General features: G+C 61.6%; 19 protein-coding genes and 1 pseudogene. 7 read left to right on the forward strand and 13 right to left on the reverse strand.

What is annotated here, in order from left to right:
* The first annotated feature begins 65 nt into the window (after positions 1-65).
* Positions 66-2,471 carry a TonB-dependent receptor gene (locus FS777_RS13345; protein ID WP_145255958.1) on the forward strand — a complete coding sequence of 802 codons (2,406 nt, stop codon included), beginning with the start codon at positions 66-68 and terminating at the stop codon, positions 2,469-2,471.
* Positions 2,472-2,535: 64 nt separating this feature from the next.
* Here FS777_RS13345 and FS777_RS13350 read toward each other — a convergent pair whose 3' ends face one another.
* The 6 genes and pseudogenes from FS777_RS13350 to FS777_RS21935 all read right to left on the reverse strand — a co-directional run.
* Positions 2,536-3,387, reverse strand: coding sequence for a CAP domain-containing protein (locus FS777_RS13350; protein WP_145255961.1), 852 nt, complete (start codon positions 3,385-3,387; stop codon positions 2,536-2,538).
* A gap of 248 nt (positions 3,388-3,635) precedes the next feature.
* Positions 3,636-4,553, reverse strand: coding sequence for an AEC family transporter (locus FS777_RS13355; protein ID WP_058638321.1), 918 nt, complete (start codon positions 4,551-4,553; stop codon positions 3,636-3,638).
* A 90-nt stretch (positions 4,554-4,643) separates the two neighbouring features.
* Positions 4,644-5,492: a proline/glycine betaine ABC transporter permease gene (locus FS777_RS13360; RefSeq protein ID WP_058638320.1), complete on the reverse strand. Its 849-nt coding sequence runs from the start codon at positions 5,490-5,492 to the stop codon at positions 4,644-4,646.
* On the reverse strand, positions 5,489-6,505 hold the full coding sequence (locus FS777_RS13365) for an ABC transporter substrate-binding protein (RefSeq protein WP_058638319.1): 1,017 nt from the start codon (positions 6,503-6,505) through the stop codon (positions 5,489-5,491). Before FS777_RS13365 ends, FS777_RS13360 begins: the two co-directional genes overlap by 4 nt.
* Before the next feature lie 69 nt (positions 6,506-6,574).
* On the reverse strand, positions 6,575-7,330 hold the full coding sequence (locus tag FS777_RS21930; protein ID WP_372239219.1) for a methyl-accepting chemotaxis protein: 756 nt from the start codon (positions 7,328-7,330) through the stop codon (positions 6,575-6,577).
* A gap of 102 nt (positions 7,331-7,432) precedes the next feature.
* Positions 7,433-8,719, reverse strand: a pseudogene (locus FS777_RS21935) (HAMP domain-containing protein); the annotation flags it as partial.
* Positions 8,720-8,935: 216 nt separating this feature from the next.
* Here FS777_RS21935 and FS777_RS13375 point away from each other — a divergent pair.
* On the forward strand, positions 8,936-10,255 hold the full coding sequence (locus tag FS777_RS13375) for a Na+/H+ antiporter family protein (protein ID WP_058638317.1): 1,320 nt from the start codon (positions 8,936-8,938) through the stop codon (positions 10,253-10,255).
* 11 nt (positions 10,256-10,266) lie between these two features.
* Here FS777_RS13375 and FS777_RS13380 read toward each other — a convergent pair whose 3' ends face one another.
* Positions 10,267-11,265, reverse strand: coding sequence for a FecR family protein (locus FS777_RS13380; RefSeq protein ID WP_058638316.1), 999 nt, complete (start codon positions 11,263-11,265; stop codon positions 10,267-10,269).
* Positions 11,266-11,503: 238 nt separating this feature from the next.
* On the opposite strand from FS777_RS13380, the gene FS777_RS13385 reads away from it, so the two are divergent.
* The 4 genes from FS777_RS13385 to FS777_RS13400 all read left to right on the forward strand — a co-directional run bounded on the left by FS777_RS13385 (position 11,504) and on the right by FS777_RS13400 (position 16,155).
* On the forward strand, positions 11,504-11,977 hold the full coding sequence (locus tag FS777_RS13385; protein ID WP_058638315.1) for a MarR family winged helix-turn-helix transcriptional regulator: 474 nt from the start codon (positions 11,504-11,506) through the stop codon (positions 11,975-11,977).
* A 30-nt stretch (positions 11,978-12,007) separates the two neighbouring features.
* Positions 12,008-13,201: an efflux RND transporter periplasmic adaptor subunit gene (locus FS777_RS13390; protein ID WP_058638314.1), complete on the forward strand. Its 1,194-nt coding sequence runs from the start codon at positions 12,008-12,010 to the stop codon at positions 13,199-13,201.
* A complete protein-coding gene (locus FS777_RS13395; protein WP_058638313.1) occupies positions 13,198-14,730 on the forward strand; it encodes a DHA2 family efflux MFS transporter permease subunit in 1,533 nt (510 codons plus the stop codon). The genes FS777_RS13390 and FS777_RS13395 overlap by 4 nt, the downstream gene beginning before the upstream one ends.
* Positions 14,731-15,408: 678 nt before the next feature.
* Complete coding sequence (locus FS777_RS13400; RefSeq protein WP_058638312.1) at positions 15,409-16,155, forward strand: SDR family oxidoreductase; 747 nt, start codon at positions 15,409-15,411, stop codon at positions 16,153-16,155.
* 16 nt (positions 16,156-16,171) lie between these two features.
* Here the strand turns inward: FS777_RS13400 and FS777_RS13405 are convergent, their stop codons facing one another.
* The 4 genes from FS777_RS13405 to FS777_RS13420 all read right to left on the reverse strand — a co-directional run bounded on the left by FS777_RS13405 (position 16,172) and on the right by FS777_RS13420 (position 21,522).
* Positions 16,172-17,815, reverse strand: a complete 1,644-nt coding sequence (locus FS777_RS13405; RefSeq protein ID WP_372239220.1) for an ATP-binding protein — start codon at positions 17,813-17,815, stop codon at positions 16,172-16,174.
* 484 nt (positions 17,816-18,299) lie between these two features.
* Positions 18,300-19,709, reverse strand: a complete 1,410-nt coding sequence (gene mapR / locus FS777_RS13410; protein WP_058605418.1) for a GntR family transcriptional regulator MpaR — start codon at positions 19,707-19,709, stop codon at positions 18,300-18,302.
* A 49-nt stretch (positions 19,710-19,758) separates the two neighbouring features.
* Complete coding sequence (gene ccoG, locus FS777_RS13415) at positions 19,759-21,162, reverse strand: cytochrome c oxidase accessory protein CcoG (RefSeq protein ID WP_145255967.1); 1,404 nt, start codon at positions 21,160-21,162, stop codon at positions 19,759-19,761.
* 120 nt (positions 21,163-21,282) lie between these two features.
* On the reverse strand, positions 21,283-21,522 hold the full coding sequence (locus FS777_RS13420) for a DUF3203 family protein (RefSeq protein WP_058638310.1): 240 nt from the start codon (positions 21,520-21,522) through the stop codon (positions 21,283-21,285).
* Between the two features lie 279 nt (positions 21,523-21,801).
* On the opposite strand from FS777_RS13420, the gene FS777_RS13425 reads away from it, so the two are divergent.
* Positions 21,802-22,308, forward strand: coding sequence for an MgtC/SapB family protein (locus FS777_RS13425; RefSeq protein ID WP_058638309.1), 507 nt, complete (start codon positions 21,802-21,804; stop codon positions 22,306-22,308).
* Between the two features lie 534 nt (positions 22,309-22,842).
* On the opposite strand, the gene FS777_RS13430 is transcribed toward FS777_RS13425, so the two are convergent.
* Together FS777_RS13430 and FS777_RS13435 are read right to left on the reverse strand one after the other, a co-directional pair.
* A complete protein-coding gene (locus FS777_RS13430) occupies positions 22,843-23,742 on the reverse strand; it encodes a hydroxymethylglutaryl-CoA lyase (protein ID WP_145255970.1) in 900 nt (299 codons plus the stop codon).
* A 19-nt stretch (positions 23,743-23,761) separates the two neighbouring features.
* The gene (locus FS777_RS13435) at positions 23,762-24,160 is read right to left on the reverse strand and encodes a MerR family DNA-binding transcriptional regulator (RefSeq protein ID WP_028687491.1); all 399 of its coding nucleotides are present in this window, start codon (positions 24,158-24,160) and stop codon (positions 23,762-23,764) included.
* Positions 24,161-24,216 lie beyond the last annotated feature (56 nt).

Raw genomic sequence — 24,216 nt, forward strand, 5'->3', positions numbered from 1 at the left:
TGCTGTCCCCTTTTTCGTGCTCGCCTGTCATTACCCGTAGAACACCATAAAGGGGAGCCTCATCGATGCCTGCAGTAAAGTCCATTCACCTGCGCCCATGGGTGCGCGCAGCTCGCCCATTGTTCGCCATGAGCCTGCTACTGGGCATTCCCGCCTGGGCCGACGAGCCAGTCCGGCGCACGTACCAAGTGCCAGCGGCGAGCCTAGGGGCGGCCTTGACCCGCTTCGCCGATCAAGCAGGGGTCAGCTTGTCGCTGGACCCGGCGCTGGTCAAGGGCCTGCGTAGTGAAGGGCTGGCCGGCCAGTACAGCGTCGATGAAGGCTTCAGGCAATTACTACGCGGCAGCGGTCTGCAATGGGTACCTGTGGGCCACGATGCCTTCACGCTCATGCCGTCGCCGCAGCAAGGGGGCGCGCTGGAAATAGCCCCTACCAGCATCGTCGGCGGCCCACCGACGACCGACGAGGCGCTCCCTTATGCAGGCGGTCAGGTCGCTCGCCAGGGCGCACAAGGCTTGCTGGGTGCGCGCGATTTCATGCAAACGCCGTTCAGCATCACCAGCTACACCAGCGATCTGGTGAAGAACCAACAGGCGCGCACCCTGAGCGAACTGGTCGCCAGTGACCCTTCGGTTCGTGCCACCAACCCGGCCGGTGGGCGTTTCGAGCAGTTCACCATTCGCGGTTTCAGCTTGTATAACAGTGATGTGTCCTACAACGGCCTCTATGGCTTGCTGCCTACCTACTCGATCGATATGGAGATGGCCGAACGGGTCGACATTATCAAGGGCCCTAGCCAACTGATCAACGGCATCGCACCACGGGGCAGCGTCGGCGGCGGCATCAACATCCAACCCAAACGCGCTGGTGACACGCCGATCACCGAGTTCACCGGCAGCTACGCCTCGGCGGGCCAGGTAGGCGGGGCCGTTGACGTAGGGCGAAGGTTCGGCGACCAGCAGCAGTTCGGCATGCGTCTGAATGCGGTGAAACAGTCCGGCGATACCGAGTGGGACCACCAGCAAGTGGACCGCGAAATGGCCGTGCTGGGGCTGGATTTTCGCGGCGAACGCCTGCGGCTTTCGGCCGACCTCGGGCATACCGAGCGTGATACAGATGCCCCCCAGGAACGTGTGCTGGTTGGGCCCCGCGCCCAGGTACCGCGTGCTGGCGGTGTGCACCGCAACTACGCCCAGGCGTGGAGCAAGGCGCGCACCAACGATACCTTCGGGGCAGTGCACGCCGAATATGATCTCAGCGATTCTGTGCTGGCCTATGGCGCAGTGGGTGCCAGGGAGAGCCGGCACGATTTCCTGCGCCATAACGTTTCTCTGATTAACAATGCTGGCGACTTCACCATCCAGCCCCGCGATTTCAGCAGGGATGAATCGGTGCGCACCGCCTTGGCGGGCTTGAGAACCTGGTTACACACTGGGCCGGTCAGCCACGAGGTCAACCTGGCTGCAACGTATTACTACATGGACTTCACCAATGGGGGGGCTCGTTACGCTTCCTCACCCGGCAACCTCTACCATCCTACGGCTACGCCGACGCCAGGTACCCCAACGCGGCTCGATTCGAAGGATTACACCGAGAACCGGTTCTCCGGGTTGGCGTTGTCCGACACCCTCGGCTTTTTCGATGACCGATTGCTGTTGACCCTAGGGCTGCGCTGGCAGCGGGTGCAGGTGGACGATTGGAGTGATGGGGTCAAAGGCGATACGGCGTATGACGAGAAGAAGGTCTCGCCCTCCGGTGGCGTGCTGTACAAGGTCACGGACGAGCTGTCGGTGTATGCCAACTACATGGAGGGCTTGAGCCAAGGCAAGATCGCACCGTCCACGTCGATCAACGAGGACCAGATATTCCCACCTTTCACCAGCCGCCAGGTGGAAGTGGGTGCCAAGTATGACCTGGGCAAAGTGGCGTTTACGGCCAGCGCCTTCAGAATCCGTCAGCCTGCCTATGAAACCAACCCCGGCTCCCGGGTCTTCGGCCCCAATGGCAAGCGCAACAACCGCGGTGTGGAGCTGAACGTGTTCGGTGAACCCACCACAGGGGTGCGTGTGCTGGGCGGGGTGATGTACATCGACAGCGAGCTGACCAATACCGTCGCAGGTGCCTACGATGGCAACCGTGCGCCTGCAACGCCCGCGTACAACGTCAACCTGGGTGCCGAATGGGATGTGCCGGGGGTGCAGGGGCTGACCCTGACGGCACGTGGCACGCACTCGAGCTCCCAGTACCTGGACCAGAACAACAGCAAGAAAATCGACGGCTGGGAGCGCTATGACGTGGGGGCACGGTATGCGTTCAAGCTGGACGACACGCAGGTGACCCTGCGCGCCAGCGTCGAAAACGTACTCGATGATCGTTACTGGAGCTCAGCAGGCGCGCCGGATGACGCCGAGCCGGGGCTGACCTTGTCGACACCACGCACCTACCTGCTGTCCGCCACGCTGGGTTTCTGATCCGGCCTGCAAGAAGCCCGGGGCCAAGACTGCGGGTGTTGGCTGTCGCTGGTGAAAGCTGGCGCTACTGCGGCGAGCCGAACAGGGCCGTCCAGTAGATGCCGGCATCGCTCTTCGGGTCTACGGCATAGGCTGCGCCGAGCTCCCGGAAGTCGGCGCTCATCAGGATTGCGCAGTGGCCTGGGCTGTCCAGCCAGCCTTGAACCACCTTGTGCGGCGTGTCGCGCCCGGCGGCGATGTTCTCGCCAATCTGCTGGTACAGATAACCGGCAAGCTCAGCCCGGTCGCCTGGGGTGCGGCCCTCTTTGTCGATGTGATCGAAGAAATTCTGGTTGGCCATGGCCCGTGTGTGGCTGGCCGCCACCCCGGCCAGCACCGTGTTCCAGCCAAGTGCAGGGGCGGCGGCGTAGGGCTGGCCGCCGCACTGGCGGGGTTGCTGACGCGCGGCGTTGATTTCCTGGAGCATCTTTTGCCCTTCCGCTTGCCAGTCGCCCAAGCGGCCAGAGAGCAGGGGGCGAGCCAGCACAACGCGCCAGTCCCGCCCTTCCTGGCTGACGCCGATGTCGACGAACTGAGGGTCGAGCACCACCTGGCAGAAGCTTTCTTCGATGGCGTGCATGGCTGCGCGTGCATCACGGGGACCAGAGAGGCTGATCGCCTGCACATTGACCATCGGGTAACCGGCGCGGGTCATGGCCTGCTGAAGGTCACGGGTGCCTTCAGGAGACAGCGCCAGGCGAGTGTCGCTGTTAAGCGGCGGTAGTTCCAGCGAAGCTTGCTCGCCGCAGGGCTGCGCCTGGCTGCGGTATGCGTTGATCGACGCGATCAGCTGTGCTTCTTCGCCCGTGACAGCCAGCGCCTGGGACGAAACGATCAGCCCAAGCGTGAAGGCAGCGACAGATGACAGGACGCGCATATGGTTCTCCCTGAGGCTGGCAGCGGCGAGTAGGCGCTGCCTATCCTACACAAGCCCGATGGTTTTGACCCGAGCTGTGCAACGCATTGAAAACGCCTGCAATCATTGTCGGTCGTAAGGGAGAGTAGACCGCAGCCCGGGCAAAAAGTGCGGTAATGTCCAGGCCAAACGTTGGTAGTAAGCGCGTGGCGGGCCTGGGCCCGACTTGCACCCAGCATGACGTGGGCCATGCTGGGTTTGCGCGGGGGTTAGCCCAGTAACAATGAAAGGACCAAAGGAAGCGTGGCCGCCGCCACCACCGTCTGTACCGCGATGATGGTCGCCATGAGGGGCGCGTTGCCGCCCATTTGCCTGGCCATGACGTAGGAAGACGATGCCGTTGGCAGCGCCTGGAAAATCACCGCCACTACAGCGGCCTGGCCATTGAGACCGAGCAGGCGGCACAAGCCCCATGTCGTCGCTGGCATTACCAGAAACTTGAACACAGAAGCCGCTATCAATGGCTGGGCCTGATCACCGATACGTGCACCACCCAGTGCCGCACCAACGCACAGCAACCCCAGCGGCAACGCGGCATGGCCCAGCGCGCCGAGGGTAGGTTCGATACCAGCTGGCAACCCAAGCCCCGTCACCCGCAACAGCATGCCCCCCGCACACCCTAGAATCAGCGGGTTGGCCAGGATTGCCCGCAGTACCGCCAGCGGCGAGCTGTGCCGGGCGCTGAAGCGCGCGAAGACCAGCACGCAGAGCAGATTGACCAGTGGCACGATGGCTGCATTGGCCACTGCTGCCAAGGCGATACCCGCACTGCCATAGATGCCCGCGGCCAGGGTCGCGCCGATGTAGTTGTTGAACCGGATGCCACCCTGAAACAGCGAGGTGAAGTCGGCGCCGTCGTGCTGGCGAACGCCTTGATAAAGCACCAGCAGCAATGCCCCGGACAGGGTCGAGAGCATCAGCACCGCGACCATGCCCAGCACCGGCACCCCGTCCAGGTTGGCAGTGGCCAGGCCATGGAGGAACAACGAGGGCAGCAGCACGTAGTAGCTCAGGCGCTCGGCACCTGGCCAGAAGCTCTGCGCGACGAAGCCACGCACCCGCAGCAGCGTGCCCAGGGCGATCAACAGGATGATCGGAAGCAGGGTGGTCAACAGCACATGCAGCATGGAGACAGATCCGTGGCCGGGTACGTTGCACAGACTACCGGCCGGACACCCGCTTGGCCATGCCCGTCCCACCGGCCTGGCTAACGCCTTTCAACGCCGTCCACGCCCATATGCCTGGCTGATCCGGTCGATGACCATGGCCAGTGCCACGATGGCCAGCCCTGCCTCGACGCCCTGGCCGACGTTCAGCGTCTGGATGCCTGCCAGTACATCTTCACCCAGCCCTCGCGCCCCAATCATCGACGCGACCACGACCATCGACAGGGCCATCATCACCGACTGATTGAGCCCGGCCATGATGCTGGGCAGCGCCAGGGGCAGGGCGATGCGCCTGAGTCGCTGAGCGCGGGTCGCGCCGAGGCCTTGGGCAGCCTTGAGCAACGATGGGTCTATCTGGCTCAACCCAAGCTCGGTGAGCCGCACCAAAGGGGGCAGGGCATAGATCAAGGTCGCGAAAACCGCAGGCACCTTGCCCAGGCCGAAGAGCATCAACACGGGAATCAGGTAGACGAAGGCGGGTAGGGTCTGCATCACGTCGAGCACCGGCATTACCAGGCGTCTTGCCAACGGCCGAGCTGCCAGCACGACGCCCAACGGTATGCCCACCAGCACGCACAGCCCGGTACTGACCAGCACCAGCGCCAGGGTTTGCAGCAGTTTGTCCCACAACCCCAGCATGCCGATGAGTGCCAGCAGCCCTACCAGAACACAACTTCGCAGCAGGCTTCGGCAAGCATGCCAGGCCAGCGCACCGACCACCGCCAGCAGTAGCCACCAGGGCATAAACCTCAATAGGTTTTCCAGGCCAACGAGCACGTGCAGCAACTGGTCGGAGACGCTGCGCAGGTGATCCCCATAGTGGAGTACCAACCAGTCGACCATGCGGTTGACCTGGTCGGCGAAGGAAAACTGCAAAGCCTGGGGAAAACCATTGCTCACAGACCGCCCTCGACCTTGGTGGCCACGTGCTCGGGAAGCCAAGCCTTCCACACTTGCGGGTGCTGGCGCATGAACGCCAAGGCGGCGTCACGGGGAGGGGTCCGTTTTTCGCTCATTTGCGCCAGTGCCTGGTTGAGCGGGTCGATAGGCAGGTCCACCCGCTCGAACACCTGGACCAAGTCCGGGTATTGCTCACGAAAGGCTTTGGACACGCCAACCGAAAGTTTGGCTGGCAGCGAACTGCTGCCTGTTGGAGCTGGGTTGGCAGGGTCGGTCAACGTCGCCCAGGCCTGGGCATCGAATGCAGGTTCCTGTAGCCGCACGAGCTTGTAGCGGCCCATGAGCGGCGTAGGGTTCCAGTAGTAGAAAAGCACGGGTTGGCCCCGGCGAATAGCCGACCCGATCTCGGCATCCATTGCGGCCCCCGACCCTGTGCGCAAGTTCGTGTACAGTTCGTCGAGGCCATAGGCCTTGAGCTTCTGGCTGTTCACGGTTTCGGACGTCCAACCACTGGGGCTGTTAAGGAAACGGCCTTTGTCGGGTGATTCGGGGTCGCGGAACACCGGGGCGTAGCGCTTTAGATCTTCGACGCTGTGCAACTCAGGTGCCAAGGGCTTGAGGTTACGCGACGCATCGCCTTCGATGACATACGCCGGTACCCACCAGCCTTCTTCGGCATGCTTGACCGTGTCGCCCAGTGCAAACACCTGGCCTGCCTGCTCGGCCTTGACCCAGGCAGGGCTGCGGCCCGCCCACTCTTCGGCGATTACCTGCAAGTCGTTACGGGCCAGGGCGACTTCCAGGCTGACCGTGCTCCCAGGCAGTGTTTCGGTGGCGTAGCCGTAGCCACGCTCGACGATCACGCGCAGGAGTTCGGTGGTGAAGGCACCGCTTTCCCAGGTAAGGGCGCCAAAGCGAATGGGCGATTTCTGATCGGCAGCGCCAGCGCTGTCGGCAGTGGCCAGACCCAGGGCGAACAGCACCCCGAACAGCAGCGATGAACCTCGTTTCATGCCTAACCTCGTCGTCTACAGCCCTTCGGGGATGGGGCAAGTGTAGACGACGCGGCGCAGGCGGCAGACTCAGACGCGGAACTGGTCCATCAATGCCTGCTGCTGGTTGGCCAAGGCATTGAGCGACTGACTGACCCTCGCCGATTCGTTGGCCTGGCCGGACAGCGACTCGGTGACATCGCGAATGGTTGCCACGTTGCTGTTGATTTCTTCAGCCACCGCGCTTTGTTCCTCGGCTGCCGAGGCGATCTGCAGGTTCATGTCGGTGATGACCGTCACCGCCTGGCCAATGCGCTGCAAGGCGGTCACGGCCTGGCCCACCTGCTGCACGCCGCTTTGGGCCTGACGATGGCTGTTGTCCATTGCGCCCACCACTTGGCGGGTACCGTCCTGCAAGGCTTCGATGACCTGGCGGGTTTCTTCGACCGATTCCTGGGTGCGTTGGGCCAGGTTGCGGACTTCGTCGGCGACCACCGCAAAGCCGCGCCCGGCCTCACCGGCTCGGGCTGCTTCGATGGCGGCGTTGAGCGCCAGCAAGTTGGTCTGCTCGGCAATCGAGCGGATGACCTCCAGTACGGAGCCAATTTTCTCGCTGTTCTGCGACAGGCCCTGGACCTCGGCCATGGCCGTGCTCATGTCAGCGGCCAGTGAGTCGATGCTGTGGGTGGTGCGATCGATCACCGCCAACCCTTCGCGGGTGGCCTGGTCGGCGTCGCGGGCCGCCTGCGCGGCTTGCGCAGCGCTTCGGGCGACGTCCTGGGCGGTCGCGCTCATCTCATGGGAGGCGGTGGCTACCTGGTCCACCTGGCGGTATTGCTGTTCCATGCCGGCGCTGGTCTGGGTAGCGATGGCCGATGACTGATCGGCCGTTGAGCGGGCGGCCTGTACCGACTGTTTTACCTCGGCGATGGTGGGCTGCAGTTTGTCCAGGAAACGGTTGAACCAGCCCGCCAGTTCGCCCAGTTCATCCTGCTTGTCGTAGGTCAAACGGCGGGTCAGGTCACCTTCGCCACTGGCGATGTCCTTGAGCATGGCCGCCACGCCCAGGATCGGGCGGGTAACGCCACGGGCCATCAGCCACACCATCAGCAGGCCGAAGATGGCTGCTGCCAGGCCAAGGCCCAGTTCGAGGAGGGTACCGCTGGTGTTGAGGGCGTCCAGCTCCTGTTTCAGTGCCTCGGCAGGCCCGGTCAGGGCGTTTTCAGGGACGTCCAGCAACACCCCCCATGGCTTGGCGTCCGGAATCGGACGGAAGGCCGCGAGCACTTTCAGGCGCTGGCGATCATTGATGATGGTCATTTTGCCGTCGGCCATCTTGGCCACCAGCTCTGCACCCTTGGTCGTGTCGATCTGGTCGAAGCGCTGGGAGAGCTTGCTGGCATCTAGACTGTAACCTGCCAGCAAGCCCACCGGGCTCAGAATGCCCACGGTGGTGCGGCCTTCATAAAGGCTGCGGCTGGCCTGTTCGCTCAGTGCCTGCAAGCTGTTGAGGTTGATGTCCACCGACAGCGTGGCGATCGCCTTGCCGTCCACCACCAGCGGGAAGACGATGCTGGTCATCAGCACCTGCTGGCCATCGATGGCATAGAAGTAGGGTTCGACCACGCAGACCTTGCCCGACGTGCGCGGGCATACCCACCAGGTATTGGCAGGTTGGCCGCTAGGCCCGATGGAAGTGTCGGCCATGTCGCGCTCGGGCAGAGCCATTGAGGTCAGCTGGCCCACGTGCGGTTGCGACCAGTACAGGGCGAAGCGGCCGGTTTCGTTGCTGCCAAGCTGTGCCTGGCCGGCGAACAGGCTGTCCTTGCTGTCCAGCGCATTGGGTTCGAACACCAGTGACAGGCCCAGCAGATCGGGGTTGGCCTGAAGCGCGGCACGCACCTGCCGGGTCATGTCCTCGCGCAGGTCGAACGCATCGAGAAAGCGCTTTTCGGCCTGTTCGCGCAGGAACAGTACCTGCCTGGCAAAGCCCGCGCCGTACTGGTAGGCATCCATGAATTGGCGGCGGATGTTCAGGGCCTGCACCTCGCCCTGGGATTCGATGCGCGACTGGGCCGATTCGGTCAGCATCTGCATGCTGCTGGCCTTGACCAGGTCCGAGCTGTGGTCCATCCGGTACAGGGACAACCCGATGAGCAGGGTGACGATGCCGGCCAGGCACAGGCCGGCCAGCAATGTGATTTTCCATTGGATGGAAAGGTGTCGCAGAGGCATGGGTCGGATCCCTTTTTATGACAGGTAAGGGTTAGGGCACGGGCGAGGCGATTTCCAGCCCCAGGTGGGTATCGGCGCCTACAGACTTTTCTTTATTCAAACATTCAATTTAATCCGCCCGGTTGCGGGCAAACCGCCGCTGCGTGGCAGTTTTGACATCTGCCGTGCACTGCGTCAGAGTGCGCGCTTTTTTGTCCCCAGTGAGGTAAGCCCCCCATGAATGCAGTGATTGCCGCGGTTGGCATCATGCTGATACTGAGCCTGTCCCGCGTACATGTGGTCATTGCCCTGATCGTCGGTGCCCTGGCAGGTGGGCTGGTCGGCGGTCTGGGCGTGCAAGGCACGCTTGAGGCCTTCAATGGCGGGCTCGGCGGGGGTGCTACCGTGGCGCTGTCCTACGCGTTGCTGGGTGCCTTTGCCGTGGCCATCGCCAAATCCGGCCTGGCGCATGCCTTGGCCGACCGGGCTTTGGCCATGATCGACCGGCAAGGCCACGACCAGGGTGGCAGGGTGAAATGGTTGATGATCGGCTTGATGCTGGTGGTGGCCGTCTCGTCTCAGAATATTTTGCCCATTCACATCGCCTTCATTCCATTGCTGGTACCGCCGCTGCTCTATGTGCTAACCCGCCTGCGCATCGACCGGCGCCTGATCGCTTGCGTCATTACATTCGGCTTGATCACGCCCTACATTTTCCTGCCAGTGGGTTTCGGCAATATCTTCCTCAATCAGATTCTGCTGGCCAACGTAGCGCGTGCAGGGGTCGATATCACTGGGGTCAACGTCACCCACGCCATGGCCATTCCCGCCGTTGGCATGTTGGTAGGCCTGCTGTTGGCCGTGTTTGTCAGCTACCGGAAAAAACGCGACTACGATCTGGCGCGCATCGAGCAGGTCGAACAGGTGAGCGTGCGCTACAACCCGATGACACTGTTGGTGGCCGGCATTGCGATCGTTGCCGCGTTCGTCGTCCAGCTGCTGGTGGACTCGATGATCATCGGCGCAATGGTCGGCTTTCTGATCTTCTCGCTGTCGGGCATCGTTAAGTGGCGCGACACCGATGACCTGTTCACCGAAGGCATGAAGATGATGGCCATGATTGGTTTCATCATGATCACCGCCTCTGGCTTTGCAGACGTCATGAAAGCCACTGGTGATGTGCAAAGCCTGGTCGAAACGTCGGCGCATTGGATCAACCACAGCAAAGGGGTAGGGGCCTTGCTGATGCTGTTGGTGGGCCTGCTGGTCACCATGGGCATCGGCTCGTCGTTTTCTACCGTACCGATTCTGGCCGCGATTTTCGTACCGCTGTGCGTCCAGCTCGGCTTCGACCCTTTGGCGACCGTGTGTATCGTGGGTACGGCAGGCGCGTTGGGTGACGCAGGCTCGCCAGCCTCGGATTCCACCCTGGGCCCAACTTCCGGGCTCAATGTGGACGGGCAGCACCATCACATTTGGGACACGGTGGTGCCGACATTCATTCACTACAATCTGCCGCTGCTGGCCTTCGGGTGGCTGGCCGCGATGACGCTCTAGCAGCAGGCGGCTCAGCGCTTGGCGGGCGGCGGCGAGATACGGTTGAGCACCGTGCTGCCGTCGTTGCTGCGGGTCAGGTAGATCGGCAGCACCTTGGGCAGGTTGTTGACCAGCTGGCCTACCTCCCGGGTGTTGTAGATGCCGCTGATACGAATCTGACCGGTACCGGAATCGGCAAGCCTGAGCGGCTTGTCGAGGTAGCGGTTTATGGCCGGCAGTGCTTGTTCAAGGGTCAAGTTGTCGAGCACCAGTTTGCCGCTGCGCCAGGCCAGCGCGTCGGCAAAGTTGCTGTTTTCCAGCAGTTGAGGCTCGAAATCGCCCTTGCGGTAGATGGCCTGCATGCCAGGGCCAAGCCGATAGCCCGTCTTGCCCTCGCTGGAGACCAGCACCGATCCCTCGACCAGGGTCACTTTAACCGTGTCCTGGTATTTCCAGACATTGAAGCGGGTACCTGTCACGCGGGTCTGGCCATTGCCGGCGCGCACCACGAAGGGGTGGGTGCTGTCGTGGTGCACCGTGAAGAATGCCTCGCCATGCTTGAGTGTGACACGGCGCTGGTGCTTGAAGTTGAGGTAAGTCAGATCGGTATTCAGGTTGAGCTGCACCGTGCTGCCGTCGCTCAACTGCACGGTCTGCATGTGGTCCGTGGTCTCGAAATGCTGGTAGCGGTTGGGAACCCAGCCTTGCTCCCAGCCGATCCATCCCACCAACGGGAGTGCCGCCAATGCGATGACGGCTGCGTAAGCCTGGGCGCGCCATCTGCGACCGCTGCGCCTGACCGGGCCAGCGTGCCCGATCGCTTGAGCGGGCCGCGGCAGCAGGTCAGCCGTGTGCCAGATAGCCAGCATGGCTTGGTATTCCTCGGCATGACGCGGATCGGCTGCCAGCCACCGGCCAAACGCCTCACGCTCTGCAGTTGTGCAATCGCCTTCATGCAGGCGCATGCACCAGTGCGCAGCGGCATCGGCCATGCTGTCATCGATGTCGATAGTAGGGCGGTCTTGATTCATCGCGGCTCCGGGTTTTGCGCATTCTAACGTTCCACCGATGCGTCGAGGAACACACCAAGCCGCTAATCCCTTTCATTTCCCGGTCTTTACCGGCGAAAGCCTTCAGATTTTTCGCTTTTGAGAACGCTTCGCGCCATGACGCGAAGCCCTCGTGACGCGTACATAGCAAGCTAATTAAGTCTTTGACATTCACTGCCTAGGCAGTAATATTTGCACACACTTGTTCGAGCAATCATTCATGCCCCATTTCTCGCCTGACAATTTCGAGACGTGCGCCATCGGCATGTTGCTGGGCCGTGCGGCGCTTCTGAAGGACAGGATTCTCGACTGGCATCTGGAGTCCGAGGGCGTCACGGCTGCGCAGTTCAAGGTGTTGATCATCGTGACGCAGTACCAGGTCGATACACCCGCTGAGGTCTGCCGCTACCTGGGTCTGGACAGCGGATCGATGACGCGCATGCTCGATCGCCTGGAGCACAAGGATCTGCTTGTACGCACCCGATGCCCCACGGACCGCCGCGTGGTGCGCCTGGCGTTGACCGCCGATGGCCAGCGGCTGGCCGACCGTTTGCCCGAGATCGGCGCTGCCGCCATGAACGAGCTGTGTGGCGCACTGGCAGCCGATGAGCTCCAAGACCTGGAGCGTCTGCTGGCCAAGGTACTGCTTGGCGCTGGCGATCCGCTGACGATCCGTCGTTTCGGTGATCGTTGAACCCCGTTTCCTTTATTCCAAGGTATTGTCATGGACACTTCCTCAGACACCCCTGCACCTACCGAGGCACCTGCCTCCTCGCGCAAGCGCAAGCTCTGGCTGATTGGCCTGCTGGTGCTGCTGATCCTCGGCGGGTTGGGCACCTGGGCCTGGTACAGCCTGGTTGGGCGTTGGTACGAGAGCACCGATGACGCCTACGTCAACGGCAACGTGGTCGAAATCACGCCATTGGTGACCGGGACGGTCACCAGCATTGGCGCCGACGATGGCGACCTGGTACATGCCGGCCAGGTCTTGCTGCAGTTCGACCCGGCCGACAGCCAGGTGGCCCTGCAATCGGCTCAAGCCAACCTTGCGCGTACCGTAAGGCAGGTGCGTGGTCTGTACAGCAACGTCGATTCGCTCAAGGCACAGTTGCAGACGCGCCAAGCCGAACTGCGCAAGGCTCAGCAGGACTTCAACCGGCGCAAGGTGCTGGCCGAAAGCGGCGCCATCGCTGGCGAAGAGCTTTCCCATGCGCGCGATGACCTGAGTGTTGCCCAGGCGGCTGTCAACAGTGCCCGCCAGCAACTGAGTACCAGTGCTGCTTTGGTCGACGATACCGTGGTGGCTTCGCACCCGGAAGTCATGGCCGCGGCGGCCGATCTGCGGCAGGCCTACCTGGCCCATGCGCGCACCACGCTGGTCGCGCCGGTGACCGGCTACGTTGCCAAGCGCAGCGTGCAGCTCGGGCAGCGCCTGCAACCCGGTACTGCCACCATGGCAGTGATCCCGCTCGACCAGGTGTGGATCGACGCCAACTTCAAGGAAACCCAGTTGCGCCAGATGCGCATCGGCCAACCGGTGGAGATCACTGCCGACCTGTATGGCAGCGACGTCACCTACAGCGGCACGGTGGACAGCCTGGGTGCCGGCACCGGTAGCGCCTTCGCCTTGCTGCCTGCGCAGAACGCGACCGGCAACTGGATCAAGATCGTGCAGCGGGTGCCGGTGCGGATTCACCTGAACCCCGACCAGTTGAAGGACCATCCCTTGCGAATCGGCCTGTCCACGGTTGTGGATGTGGACCTGCACGACCAGAGTGGCCCGGCCCTGGCCCAGCAACCGCCGCAACAGGCGAGCTACACCACCGACGTCTACGATCGCCAGTTGGTCGAGGCGGACAAGCTGATCGAGCAACTGATCCGTGACAACAGCGCGTCTGGCAAGACGGCTCAGCGATGAGCAATAACGCCACTGCCCAGTTCACCCCGCCAAGCCTGCTGCTGACCACCATCGGCTTGTCGCTTGCCACGTTCATGCAGGTGCTGGACACCACCATTGCCAACGTGGCCTTGCCGACCATCTCGGGCAACCTGGGGGTCAGTTACGAGCAAGGGACATGGGTCATCACCTCGTTCGCCGTGAGCAATGCCATCGCCTTGCCGCTGACGGGCTGGTTGAGCCGGCGCTTTGGCGAAGTGAAGTTGTTCCTGTGGGCGACCTTGCTGTTCGTGCTGGCATCGTTCTTGTGTGGGATCGCCCAATCGATGCCGGAGCTTGTAGGCTTTCGGGTGTTGCAAGGGGTGGTAGCCGGTCCGTTGTATCCCATGACCCAGACCCTGCTGATTGCGGTCTACCCCCCTGCCAAGCGGGGTATGGCGCTTGCGCTACTGGCCATGGTAACGGTTGTGGCGCCTATTGCCGGGCCCATCCTGGGTGGGTGGATCACGGACAGTTACAGCTGGCCATGGATCTTCTTCATCAACGTGCCTATCGGCCTGTTCGCCGCTGCGGTGGTGCGCCAGCAGATGCGCGATCGTCCAGTGGTCACCAGCCGGCAGCCGATGGACTACATAGGGCTGCTGACCTTGATTGTTGGGGTAGGGGCGTTGCAGGTGGTGCTGGACAAAGGCAATGACCTGGACTGGTTCGAGTCTTCGTTCATCATCATCGGCACGCTGATCTCCGTCGTGTTTTTGGCCGTGTTCGTCATCTGGGAACTCACCGACCGGCACCCGGTGGTAAACCTGCGGTTGTTCGCCCACCGCAATTTCCGCGTGGGGACCATCGTCCTGGTGGGTGGCTATGCAGGGTTCTTCGGCATCAACTTGATCCTGCCGCAGTGGTTGCAGACACAGATGGGCTACACCGCCACCTGGGCGGGCCTGGCGGTGGCGCCTATCGGGATATTGCCGGTAATCATGTCACCATTCGTGGGCAAGTACGCGCATCGCTTCGATTTGCGGATTCTGGCAGGGCTAGCGTTCCTGGCCATCGGCAGCAGCTGCTACATGCGGGCGGGGTTCACCAGCCAGGTGGATTTCCAGCATGTGGCATTGGTGCAGTTGTTCATGGGGATTGGGGTTGCGCTGTTCTTCATGCCCACACTGAGCATCCTGTTGTCGGACCTGCCGCCCCAGCAGATAGCCGACGGATCAGGCTTGGCAACGTTCCTGCGCACATTGGGTGGGAGCTTCGCGGCTTCGTTGACGACGTGGATCTGGATTCGACGGGCTGACCAGCACCATGCCTACTTGAGTGAGCACATCAGTCAGTACGAGCCGGCGACGCGGCACACGCTTGAGCAGATGGGTGGGGCGAACCTGCACAACTATGCGCAGCTGGAGCAGGTGCTCAACGGGCAGGCTTACATGATGTCGACGGTGGACTACTTCATGTTGATGACGTGGGTGTTCGCAGGGTTGATTTTGTTGGTCTGGTTCGCGAAGCCGCCGTTTACGGCCAAGGCGGGGCCGGGGGGCGGGCATTGAGTTTGATTTGGGGTACGCGACCGGTGCCTTTGCTAAGTACTGGGGCTTGTGTAGCGGTCTTGCCGGGGCGCCGGACCGACCGCGATGGGCTGCGCAGCAGCCCCAAGTGAGTTTGATGGGGAACCGTGAATTTCGAGTCCTCGCTGCTGAACATCGCCGCATCAGCGCGGTAACCTTGGAAAGACGTTTGTGCATGCACGTCCCGATCAGGGGCAGATCTTCCTACCCCCACCCCTGGCTTGGCCATCGCGTCGAAGAGGCCCATGTGGCCATCCTCACGGTTGTCACTGGCATCCCTCATCTCATTACGTTGCGTTCGGGTTCGTTCCATGGCAATGGCTCTGTGTCGCCGCTCATCCGTGCAGTGGCGAATGGGTAATCAGGACAGTGTTCCATTTGCCATCTTCTATATTCTCAATTGCTGATGTCATCGCGCAGGGGGGGCCAAATTTTCGTAGGAAGTTTCGTTGTGAAACGCGCTTTCTATGGGTATTCTCGGACTTCGGTGCAGTATTTACCGACAACAAATCACTATCTTAGATAGGGTTTAGTCGATTAATTCACGAACTCACGCCTAACTGAAAGTTTGCTTGTTCAGCCCATCTTGGCGCGCTTAACTGGCAACCGCCTTTCATTTCCTCTATCGTCAAATCACCACCTCAACATCTCCGGCACCTCATGAACCCCGTCATCCTCATCACCGGTGCCAGCCGCGGCATAGGCGCTGCCACCGCCCTGCTCGCCGCCCGGCATGGCTACCATCTGTGCATCAACTACCGCAGCAACGATGAAGCTGCCGATGCCATCCTTAGCCAGGTCCGTACCTTGGGCGCAAAGGCTATCGCCGTGCGCGCCGACGTCAGCAGCGAAGCCGACATCATCGCGATGTTCCAACGTGTAGATGAAGATCTGGGGCCGATCTCGGCCCTGGTGAACAATGCCGCCACCATCGCTCCCCAAACCCGCCTCGAACATATGACCGAGGCGCGATTGCTCAGCATGATGAAGACCAACATCGTCGGCCCCATGCTCTGCGCCAAGCACGCTGTATTGCGCATGGCCGCACGTCACGGGGGGAATGGCGGGGGCATCGTCAACGTCTCATCCCTGGCCGCCCGCCTCGGGTCACCGAACGAGTACATTGATTACGCCGCCTCCAAAGGCGCGCTCGACACGTTCACGGTGGGCCTGGCCAAAGAGCTGGCTGCTGAAGGGGTAAGGGTCAACGGGGTCAGGCCCGGCTACATCCACACCGGCTTTCATGCGCTGTCGGGAGATCCGGATCGCGTCAGCAAACTCGAGCCTGGGTTGCCCATGGGCCGAGGCGGGCGGCCTGAGGAGGTGGCCGAGGCGATCCTCTGGCTGCTGTCTGACAAAGCTTCCTATTCGACAGGTACATTCATCGACCTGAGTGGCGGAAGATGACCAGCTGCTCGCATCATCAACTGCGCCTGTTCGAGTCGGCGGCGGCGCTCGCCAGCAGCAGGCCCACCTGTTCGACCAGCGCGGCCAATGCGAAGGGCTTGCACATCACCGCACCTCTGCGCGACATGGCGATGCCCTGTTGATCAGCGTAGCCAGTGATGTAGAGCAGGGCTGCCGAGTCGGGCAGGGCGGTTTCCAGCTGCTTGCCACTGACTCTCCCTGGCAAACCGATGTCGGTAATCAACAGCGATGGCTGCAGGCCGGCCCTTAACGCTTTCAAGGCCTGCGAGCCCTCGGTGAAGACGCGCACCTCCATCCCTTGATCAATGAGCAGTTCCTCTATCACCAGCCGCAATGTGTCTTCGTCCTCCACCAGCATGACCAGATGCTTGCCCTGCTGGGGAGGGCAGAAGGGCGTTGATACCTTGTCAATGCTCGCAGCGACCTGGCCTGTGTCCTTGGGTAGATAGAGGTCTACGCAGGTTCCTTGCCCCGGCGAGCTGGTGATCTTTACCTGCCCCTCGGATTGACGGATGAAACCGTAGACCATGGGGAGCCCCAGTCCCGATCCCTGGCCGAGCGGCTTGGTGGTGAAAAACGGTTCCATGGCACGTTCTGCCACATCGCTGCTCATTCCTACGCCATTGTCACTGACAGAAATCCTGACGTAATCGCCGACAGGCAAATGCAGTCGTTCGGCCAGTGAAGGGTATACCCGCACGTCACTGTTGCGAATGATCAGCGTGCCGCCTACCGGCATGGCGTCGCGTGCATTGATGCACAGGTTGAGCAATGCGTTTTCCAGCTGGGAAGGGTCTATCTGGACAAGCCAGTGCCCAGACTTGGTGAGGTCCTGGAACTCGATGCTGGCGTGCAACGAGCTTTTGATGAGATCGTGCATGCTGGTCACCAACTCATGGACGTCGACGGTCTGCGGGCTCAGTTTCTGTTGCCGAGCGAACGCCAGCAGTCGTTGCACCAGTGTGGCCGCTCGCTTCGTATCCTGCCTGGCCAACCCCATGAGCCTGGCAGCATCCGGATAGCGACCTTCGGTTTGTCGCTGAGCGGCAACCTCCAGCGCCCCCATTATGCTGCCGAGCAAATTGTTGAAGTCATGGGAGATACCGCCGGTCAGCTGTCCGATAGCCTCCATTTTCTGGGACTGCCTTAGGGTTTCTTCCACTTGCTCAAGGCGCTGTTGTTCAGCGACGCGCTCAGTGATGTCGTAGGCGAACATGAAACCACCCTGCACGACCTGCTCGGCATCGAGCAGCGGGTTGTAGCGCACCTCGTAGTGGCGGACATTTCCTTCCAGGCCAACGGCAACGGTGTCCACGAAAGATTCACCCGTCATGATCCTTGGCCACAGCCCGTTCAGTTGCTTGACGATGTCCGGCTGGTCGGCGATGAAGTCGGGGATGTACTCACCGACCTTGGGCACCAGGCCGCGCCAGCGTTTGAGGGTTTCCTGCGCGGTGCGGTTGATCGCCAGCAGCCTGAAGTTGCAATCGGCCGCGAATACGTTGGCAACGCTGTGATCGACCAGATTGCCCAGCAGCTTGCGACTGGCAAGCTCTCTGTCCACTTGCTGCGCCAGTTCCTGGTTGAGCGCCTGCAACTGATGGATGCCAGCGTTTTCGTCGGGCCTGCCGGTGAACAGAACCAGCAATATCCGCTCGCAGGCGGGCTCGAGGCGGCTAACTTTCAAGGTCAGCCACCGGTTCGAGACTGCCAGCCGCTGCTCGAAGTGCAGGGGCACACCCGTACGCGCCACCTCGGCGAAATGTGGGAGCCATTGGTCCACTTCGTCGGGGATGGTCTGCCTTGCGGTCAAACCTACCTCTTTAAAATGGAGGGTGTGGCGGGCACAAGCCGCGTTGTACATCAGGTAGCGATAGTCATTGAGTTGGCCGTGCTCATCCTCGAGCACTTGCAGGACGCACAGGCCTTCATCGATTTGCTCGACGACGGCGTCATAGGCAGCAGCTTTCAGGCGCAGCTGCTCGTGCTCGGCCTCGAGCTCAAGCAGCCTGGCCTGTAGCGCTGCGCGGTCATCCAGAGGCGTTTGTGATGTCATGCGGGCGATTCGGCTTGGAAATTTCGACAACTATAGCCGTGCGCGCATGAAGGGTTGAACGCAGACCTCAGAAAGAGCGAATTATCCGCCCCAGGGTGGCCATTGCCTGCTCGGCTGCTTCGTTCCAAGGGCTGCCATAGTTGAGCCGGATGCAGTTGCCGAAGCGTCGGGTGGGCGAGAAGATCGGCCCCGGGGCAATGCTGATGCCTTGCGCCAGGGCCATGTGGAACAGCTTCAGCGCGTCCATCTGTTGCGGTAACTCCAGCCAGAGGAAGTACCCCCCTGACGGTTGACTGACCCGTGTCTGTGCCGGGAAGTGACGCCCGATCGCCGCCAGCATATTGGCTTGCTGGCCTTCGAGTGCATAACGCAACTTGCGCAGGTGGCGATCGTAGCCACCGTGCTGGAGGTAGTCGGCGATGGCAGCCTGGGCGGGCATCGAGGCGCAGAGCGAGGTCATGAGCTTCAACCGCTCGACCTTCTGCGCAAACCGCCCTGCGGCGACCCAGCCGATGCGGTAGCCCGGGGCGAGGCTCTTGGCGAAGGAGCCGCAGTGCATGACCAGGCCCTGGGTATCGAATGCCTTCGCAGGCTTGGGTGCCTGCTGGGCGTAGTAGAGCTCGGCGTAGACATCGTCTTCAATAAGGGGCACTTGGTGGCGTGTCACCAGCTCGACCAACGCCTGCTTCTTGGCCTCCGGCATGCTGGCGCCGACCGGGTTCTGGAACGTGGTCATGCACCACACCGCCTTGACCGGGTGCTTTTGCAGCGTTTGGGCCAGCACCTCCAGGTCCATGCCCTCGCGGGGATGCACGGGAATTTCCACGGCTTTGAGTTTGAGCCGCTCCAGTATCTGCAGGCAAGCATAGAACGCGGGCGCTTCGATTGCGACCAGGTCACCTGGCTGGGTGACAGCCTGAAGACAAAGGTTCAGGGCCTCAAGTGCGCCGTTGGTGATCAGCAGCTCTTCCATCGGCAGCATCAGCCCGCCGACCATGTAGCGCAGGGCAATCTGCCGACGCAGTTGCGGGTTGCCGGGCGACAGGTCGGTGACCGCCACACGAGGGTCCATGGCACGGCTGGCGCTGGCCAGTGACCGGGACAGGCGCTGCAGAGGGAATAGCGAGGGACTGGGGAAGGCCGAACCGAAGGGTACCGTGTTGGGGTCCTTGATCGAATCAAGGATGGAAAAAACCAGGGCACTGACGTCCACATCAGTGGACTCGCTGATCGGGTGCAGCGCTTGGGGCTCGCTGAATTGACGAGTGGCGTGGGCATTGACGAAGTAGCCCGAGCGCGGCCGGGCGCGAATCAGTCCACGCCGTTCCAGCAGGTAATACGCCTGGAAAACCGTGGAGGGGCTGACCCCATGGGTCTGGCTGGCGTACCGCACGGAGGGCACGCGTTCACCAGGGCCCAGTACGCCGGAGCGGATGAGTTCGGCGATGTCGTCGGCGAAGCGTTCGTAACGTTTCATTGTGGCCTTCTGTCGAAGCCTGGCAGGCAAGGGAAGAGGAGTGTAGGCGTCATCGGTTCATGGGCGCCACGAAGCGGCTGTGCGCCACGCTGCGCACCGACGCGTCGTCGCGTTCGCTGATTTCGAATGCAAGCGGCACCGAGCTGCTTTCGGGTCGGTCGGCCAGCATCGCCACCGATACCGGAATTTCGCTCATTTCGCCGGCCGATACGGTAAGCGCCGTCTGCCCCTGGAGGGTAAAGCCCTCGGCATCGAGCAACCGCAGCGCGTAGTGTTGAGTGTGCTCGGTCTTGTTGATCACCTTGAGCAGGTAGATGTTCTCGATCTGACCCAGTGCATTTTCGCGGAACAGACCACGGTCCTTGATCACATCCAGCGATACCATCGGCCGCAGGTACAACGCCACGCACAATGCACCGATCATCACCAGCAGTGCTGCGGCGTAACCGAGCAGGCGTGGTCGTAGCCAATGCGTAGTACCCCCTTGCAGGCTGTGTTCTGACTTGTACCCGATCAGCCCACGTCTGTAGCCCACCTTGTCCATCACACCGTCGCAGGCATCGATACAGGCGGCGCAGCCGATGCAGGCCATTTGCAAACCGTCGCGAATGTCGATGCCGGTAGGGCATACCTGAACGCACAACGTGCAGTCGATACAGTCACCCAGGCCCTGGGCGCGGGCGTCGCTGCCTTTCTTGCGCGCGCCACGTGCCTCGCCACGGCGCGGATCGTAAGCCACGGCCAGGGTGTCCTTGTCGAACATCACGCTCTGGAACCGGGCATAGGGGCACATGTGCAGGCAGACCGCTTCGCGCAGCAAGCCGGCATTGAAGTAGGTGGCGGCTGTGAAGAACAACACCCAGAACAGCGCAACGCCGCCCAGTTGAAGTGTGAGCAGTTCGGCTGCCAGCGGACGAATGGGTGTGAAGTAACCAACGAAGGTCACGCCGGTGACCAGGCCTATGGCCAGCCACAGCGAATGCTTGGTGAGGCGTCTGGCGGCCTTGTCGAGACTCCAGGGCGCTGCGGCCAGCTTGATGCGTTGGTTGCGGTCGCCTTCGGTGATTTTTTCGCACCACATGAATAACCAGGTCCAGGTGCTTTGCGGGCAGCTGTAACCGCACCAGACCCGCCCGGCGTAGACTGTGATGGCGAACAAGCCGAACGCACAGATGATCAGCAGCGCCGAGAGCAGAATGAAGTCCTGTGGCCAGAAGGTCGCGCCAAAGATGTGGAACTTGCTGTTGCCCAGGTCCCACAGTACCGCCTGACGACCGTTCCAGTTCAGCCAGGCAGTGCCGAAGAACAGGGCAAACAGGGCCCCGGCGAAACCGATGCGCAGCGTGCGGTACACCCCGCTGAAACTGCGCGTGTGAATGGCGGCGTCGCCGACACGGCGGGAAGAGTTGGCAGGGACAGTGGCAATCACTGAATAAGGCGTTCTGTCGGTCATGGCTCCGTGCTCATCTAGCCTGGATCAGGCATGTGCACTATGGCCGTCAGTCTGCTTTCAGCACAGGCTCAGCCTTGGCGATAAAAACCATATCAGTTGAGGTGCAGGCCGTGCAGCCCCTTATATGATCGAGCCTGGCGCGGTGTTCTTAAGATGCCTGCGGCTATCGACCGCACCGGCCACCGTGAGCGCATCGGCCTCGATTTCGGTGATCGGCGTGTGCATTGCACCCAGTACCGCGACTGACATGCGCAGTCGCTCGTCGGTCACGATTTCGATGTCACAAGCGGCGCCTTCGAGACGCTGCTGGTCGTTGATGAGCGTGCAGCGTTGGGTTTGAGCATCGATTTCGACTGGCATGACACGTCTCCTGATGTGAATTCGAACGGTTGACCGCAGGGTATTGAGCATCGTTGCACCCCCTTGGCCCAACGGCACTTTGCAGAGGCTCTTGGGGTCCATGAAGGTGAAAAGGGAATGCAGGGCCCGGTGGTGTGGGCAGCTGTGCAGCCCATCGCCGGCAACCAGGATCTCGCACAAGGGCCGTGGTGGATGTGTTGGCACTTGGGGCAAGCATGGCCCCACGACCTAGGCACCTGACGTTTGCCAAGCACTCAGCCTTTGGAGAGAACGTACAGGATGGAAACTATCTGGCACGCCATCCAGATCGAATTCGCGGATGTGACCGATGCGCACGAGGTCACACGCATTCTAATTCGCTTGTTGATGGCATCGCTGCTCGGCGCGGTTTTGGGGTTCGAACGCGAACACCGGGGCAAATCCGCCGGGGTGCGCACCCACATGCTGGTGTCGCTCGGTGCTGCCCTGTTCGTGTTGGCGCCCAGCATGGCAGGCGCCGACGAACAGGCCCTTAGCCGCGTGATCCAGGGCATCGTCGCCGGCATCGGTTTTCTCGGAGCAGGCACCATCTTGAAAGGCAACGGACGGGACACCAGCCACGTGAAAGGGTTGACCACCGCCGCTGGCCTTTGGATGACCGCTGCCATAGGCACTGCCGCTGGGATGGGCCGGGAAGCCACTGCATTGATAAGTACGGTGCTCGCGCTGCTGGTATTGGGCACGATGCCGCTGCTGGTGGAGAAGGCCGAGGGCAAGCACGAGGAAAAACAGAAGGAGGAGGGGTAAGCACTAAGGGGAGCCGAAGCTCCCCCCAAAGCGTTGCTGCTTGCTCTTTTTATTCTTGGGGCTGGCCTGTTGTTGTTTTTGTCAGCCTGCCCTGGTGGTGCAAGGCCCCCATGCGGGGCCAAGAGCAAACGTATTTTTTTGAGCGCTGACCGACCTTCATCACGCATGATCCGAGTTGGCTGCTGCTACCTTGAGGTAGTTTTATTGTTCTGTGCCAATTCGCGGGGCTTGCCCCAGGAATGCGGGTCGACTCCAAAAAAATCTGCTTGCTACGCCTCTGCCGTGTTGTTCTTGTTCTGTCAGAGCCGTTCTCTATTATTTTTATTAAGTGACGCTTTGTTGTTCTTGTTATGCAAGAGATATAGCAGGTCCCGTGCCAGTTTTGAAAAACCCTTTTAAATCAATGGCATGAAGAAATTCATGAAAGCAGGGTGTCGGAAAAACCTCACTGGATGTTTCCGGGATACCCGTATCTGGCTTCGTCGCCAAGCGAGCGGTAACACTTCACCCACATTGTTGTGACACCTTGATGACCTAGCGCGCCTGTCGCGCACGTGCAACGCGCGATCCATTGGCCCTTCCCAGCACCGTGCTGATGCGCTGCCCAGCCTCGATCAAGCGCTCCAGGTCGATACCGGTCTCGATGCCCAACCCATCAAGCAGGTAAACGACATCTTCGGTCGCGACGTTACCGGTCGCGCCCTTGGCATAGGGGCAGCCACCCAAACCCGCCACCGAGCTGTCGAAGGTGCTGATGCCTTCAAGAAGGCTCGCATATACGTTGGCCAGGGCTTGGCCATAAGTATCGTGGAAGTGCCCCGCCAATTGCGCGCGGGGAACATGGGCCGCTATCACCTCGAACAAGCGTCGAACGTCACCGGCAGTACCGGTACCGATGGTATCGCCCAGCGACACTTCGTAGCAGCCCATCTGGTGCAGGGCACGCGCCACCGGCAGTACCTGCTCTGCACGGACCGAGCCCTCGTACGGGCAGCCGAGCACACAGGATACGTACCCACGCACCCGCACACCCTGGGCTCGCGCGGCCTCGATGATGGGTTCGAAACGACTCAGGCTTTGCGAGATGGAACAGTTGATATTGCGCTGCGAGAATGCCTCGGACGCGGCGGCGAATACCGCCACCTCCTTGACGCCCGCCGCCGCGGCATCTTCGAAGCCGCGCAGATTGGGCGCCAGCGCTGCGTAGGTGACGCCCGGACGCTGGTCGATACTGGCGAACACCTCGGCCGAACCGGCCATTTGCGGCACCCACTTGGGTGAAACGAAACTGCCCACTTCGATGTAGGCAAGGCCAGCCGCTGTGAGGTCGTCCACCAGCCGCACCTTGTCGGCGACACTGATGGGCTGGGCTTCGTTCTGCAGCCCGTCGCGAGGGCCAACTTCTACCAGACGAACTTTTTCAGGCAAGGACATGATGAGGTTCCTGTAACGGTCAACCGTGGTCTTTATTGGCAAGCGTGCACGCCAGCGCCTGTTCACAGCGCTCCTGGGCAGTGTCCAGCTCAAGCTGCATCTGGTGGATGTCGAGCATTTGCTGTTCCAGTTGGGCGCGCCGCTCGGCGATCTTGGCGAGCATGCTGTTCAGTTGCTTGAGGTTGCCGCCCGAAGGGTCGTACAGCTCGATCAACTCACGGCACTCTGCCAGCGAGAAGCCGATGCGCTTGCCACGCAGGATAAGTTTGAGGCTGACCTTGTCCCGCGCCGAATAGATGCGCTCAAGGCCGCGTCGCTCGGGGCGCAGCAGCCCTTGCTCTTCGTAAAAACGAATGGCGCGCGTGGTGATGTCCAGCTCACGGGACAGGTCGGAAATACTGTAGGTCTGGGTACTCATACCAGGGCTCTGGGCAGGATATGCCGCCATCCTGAAGCGTGCTTTACGTATACGTC

It is taken from the genome of Pseudomonas sp. DE0157, assembly GCF_007678615.1.
Classification (GTDB): Bacteria; Pseudomonadota; Gammaproteobacteria; order Pseudomonadales; family Pseudomonadaceae; genus Aquipseudomonas; species Aquipseudomonas parafulva_B.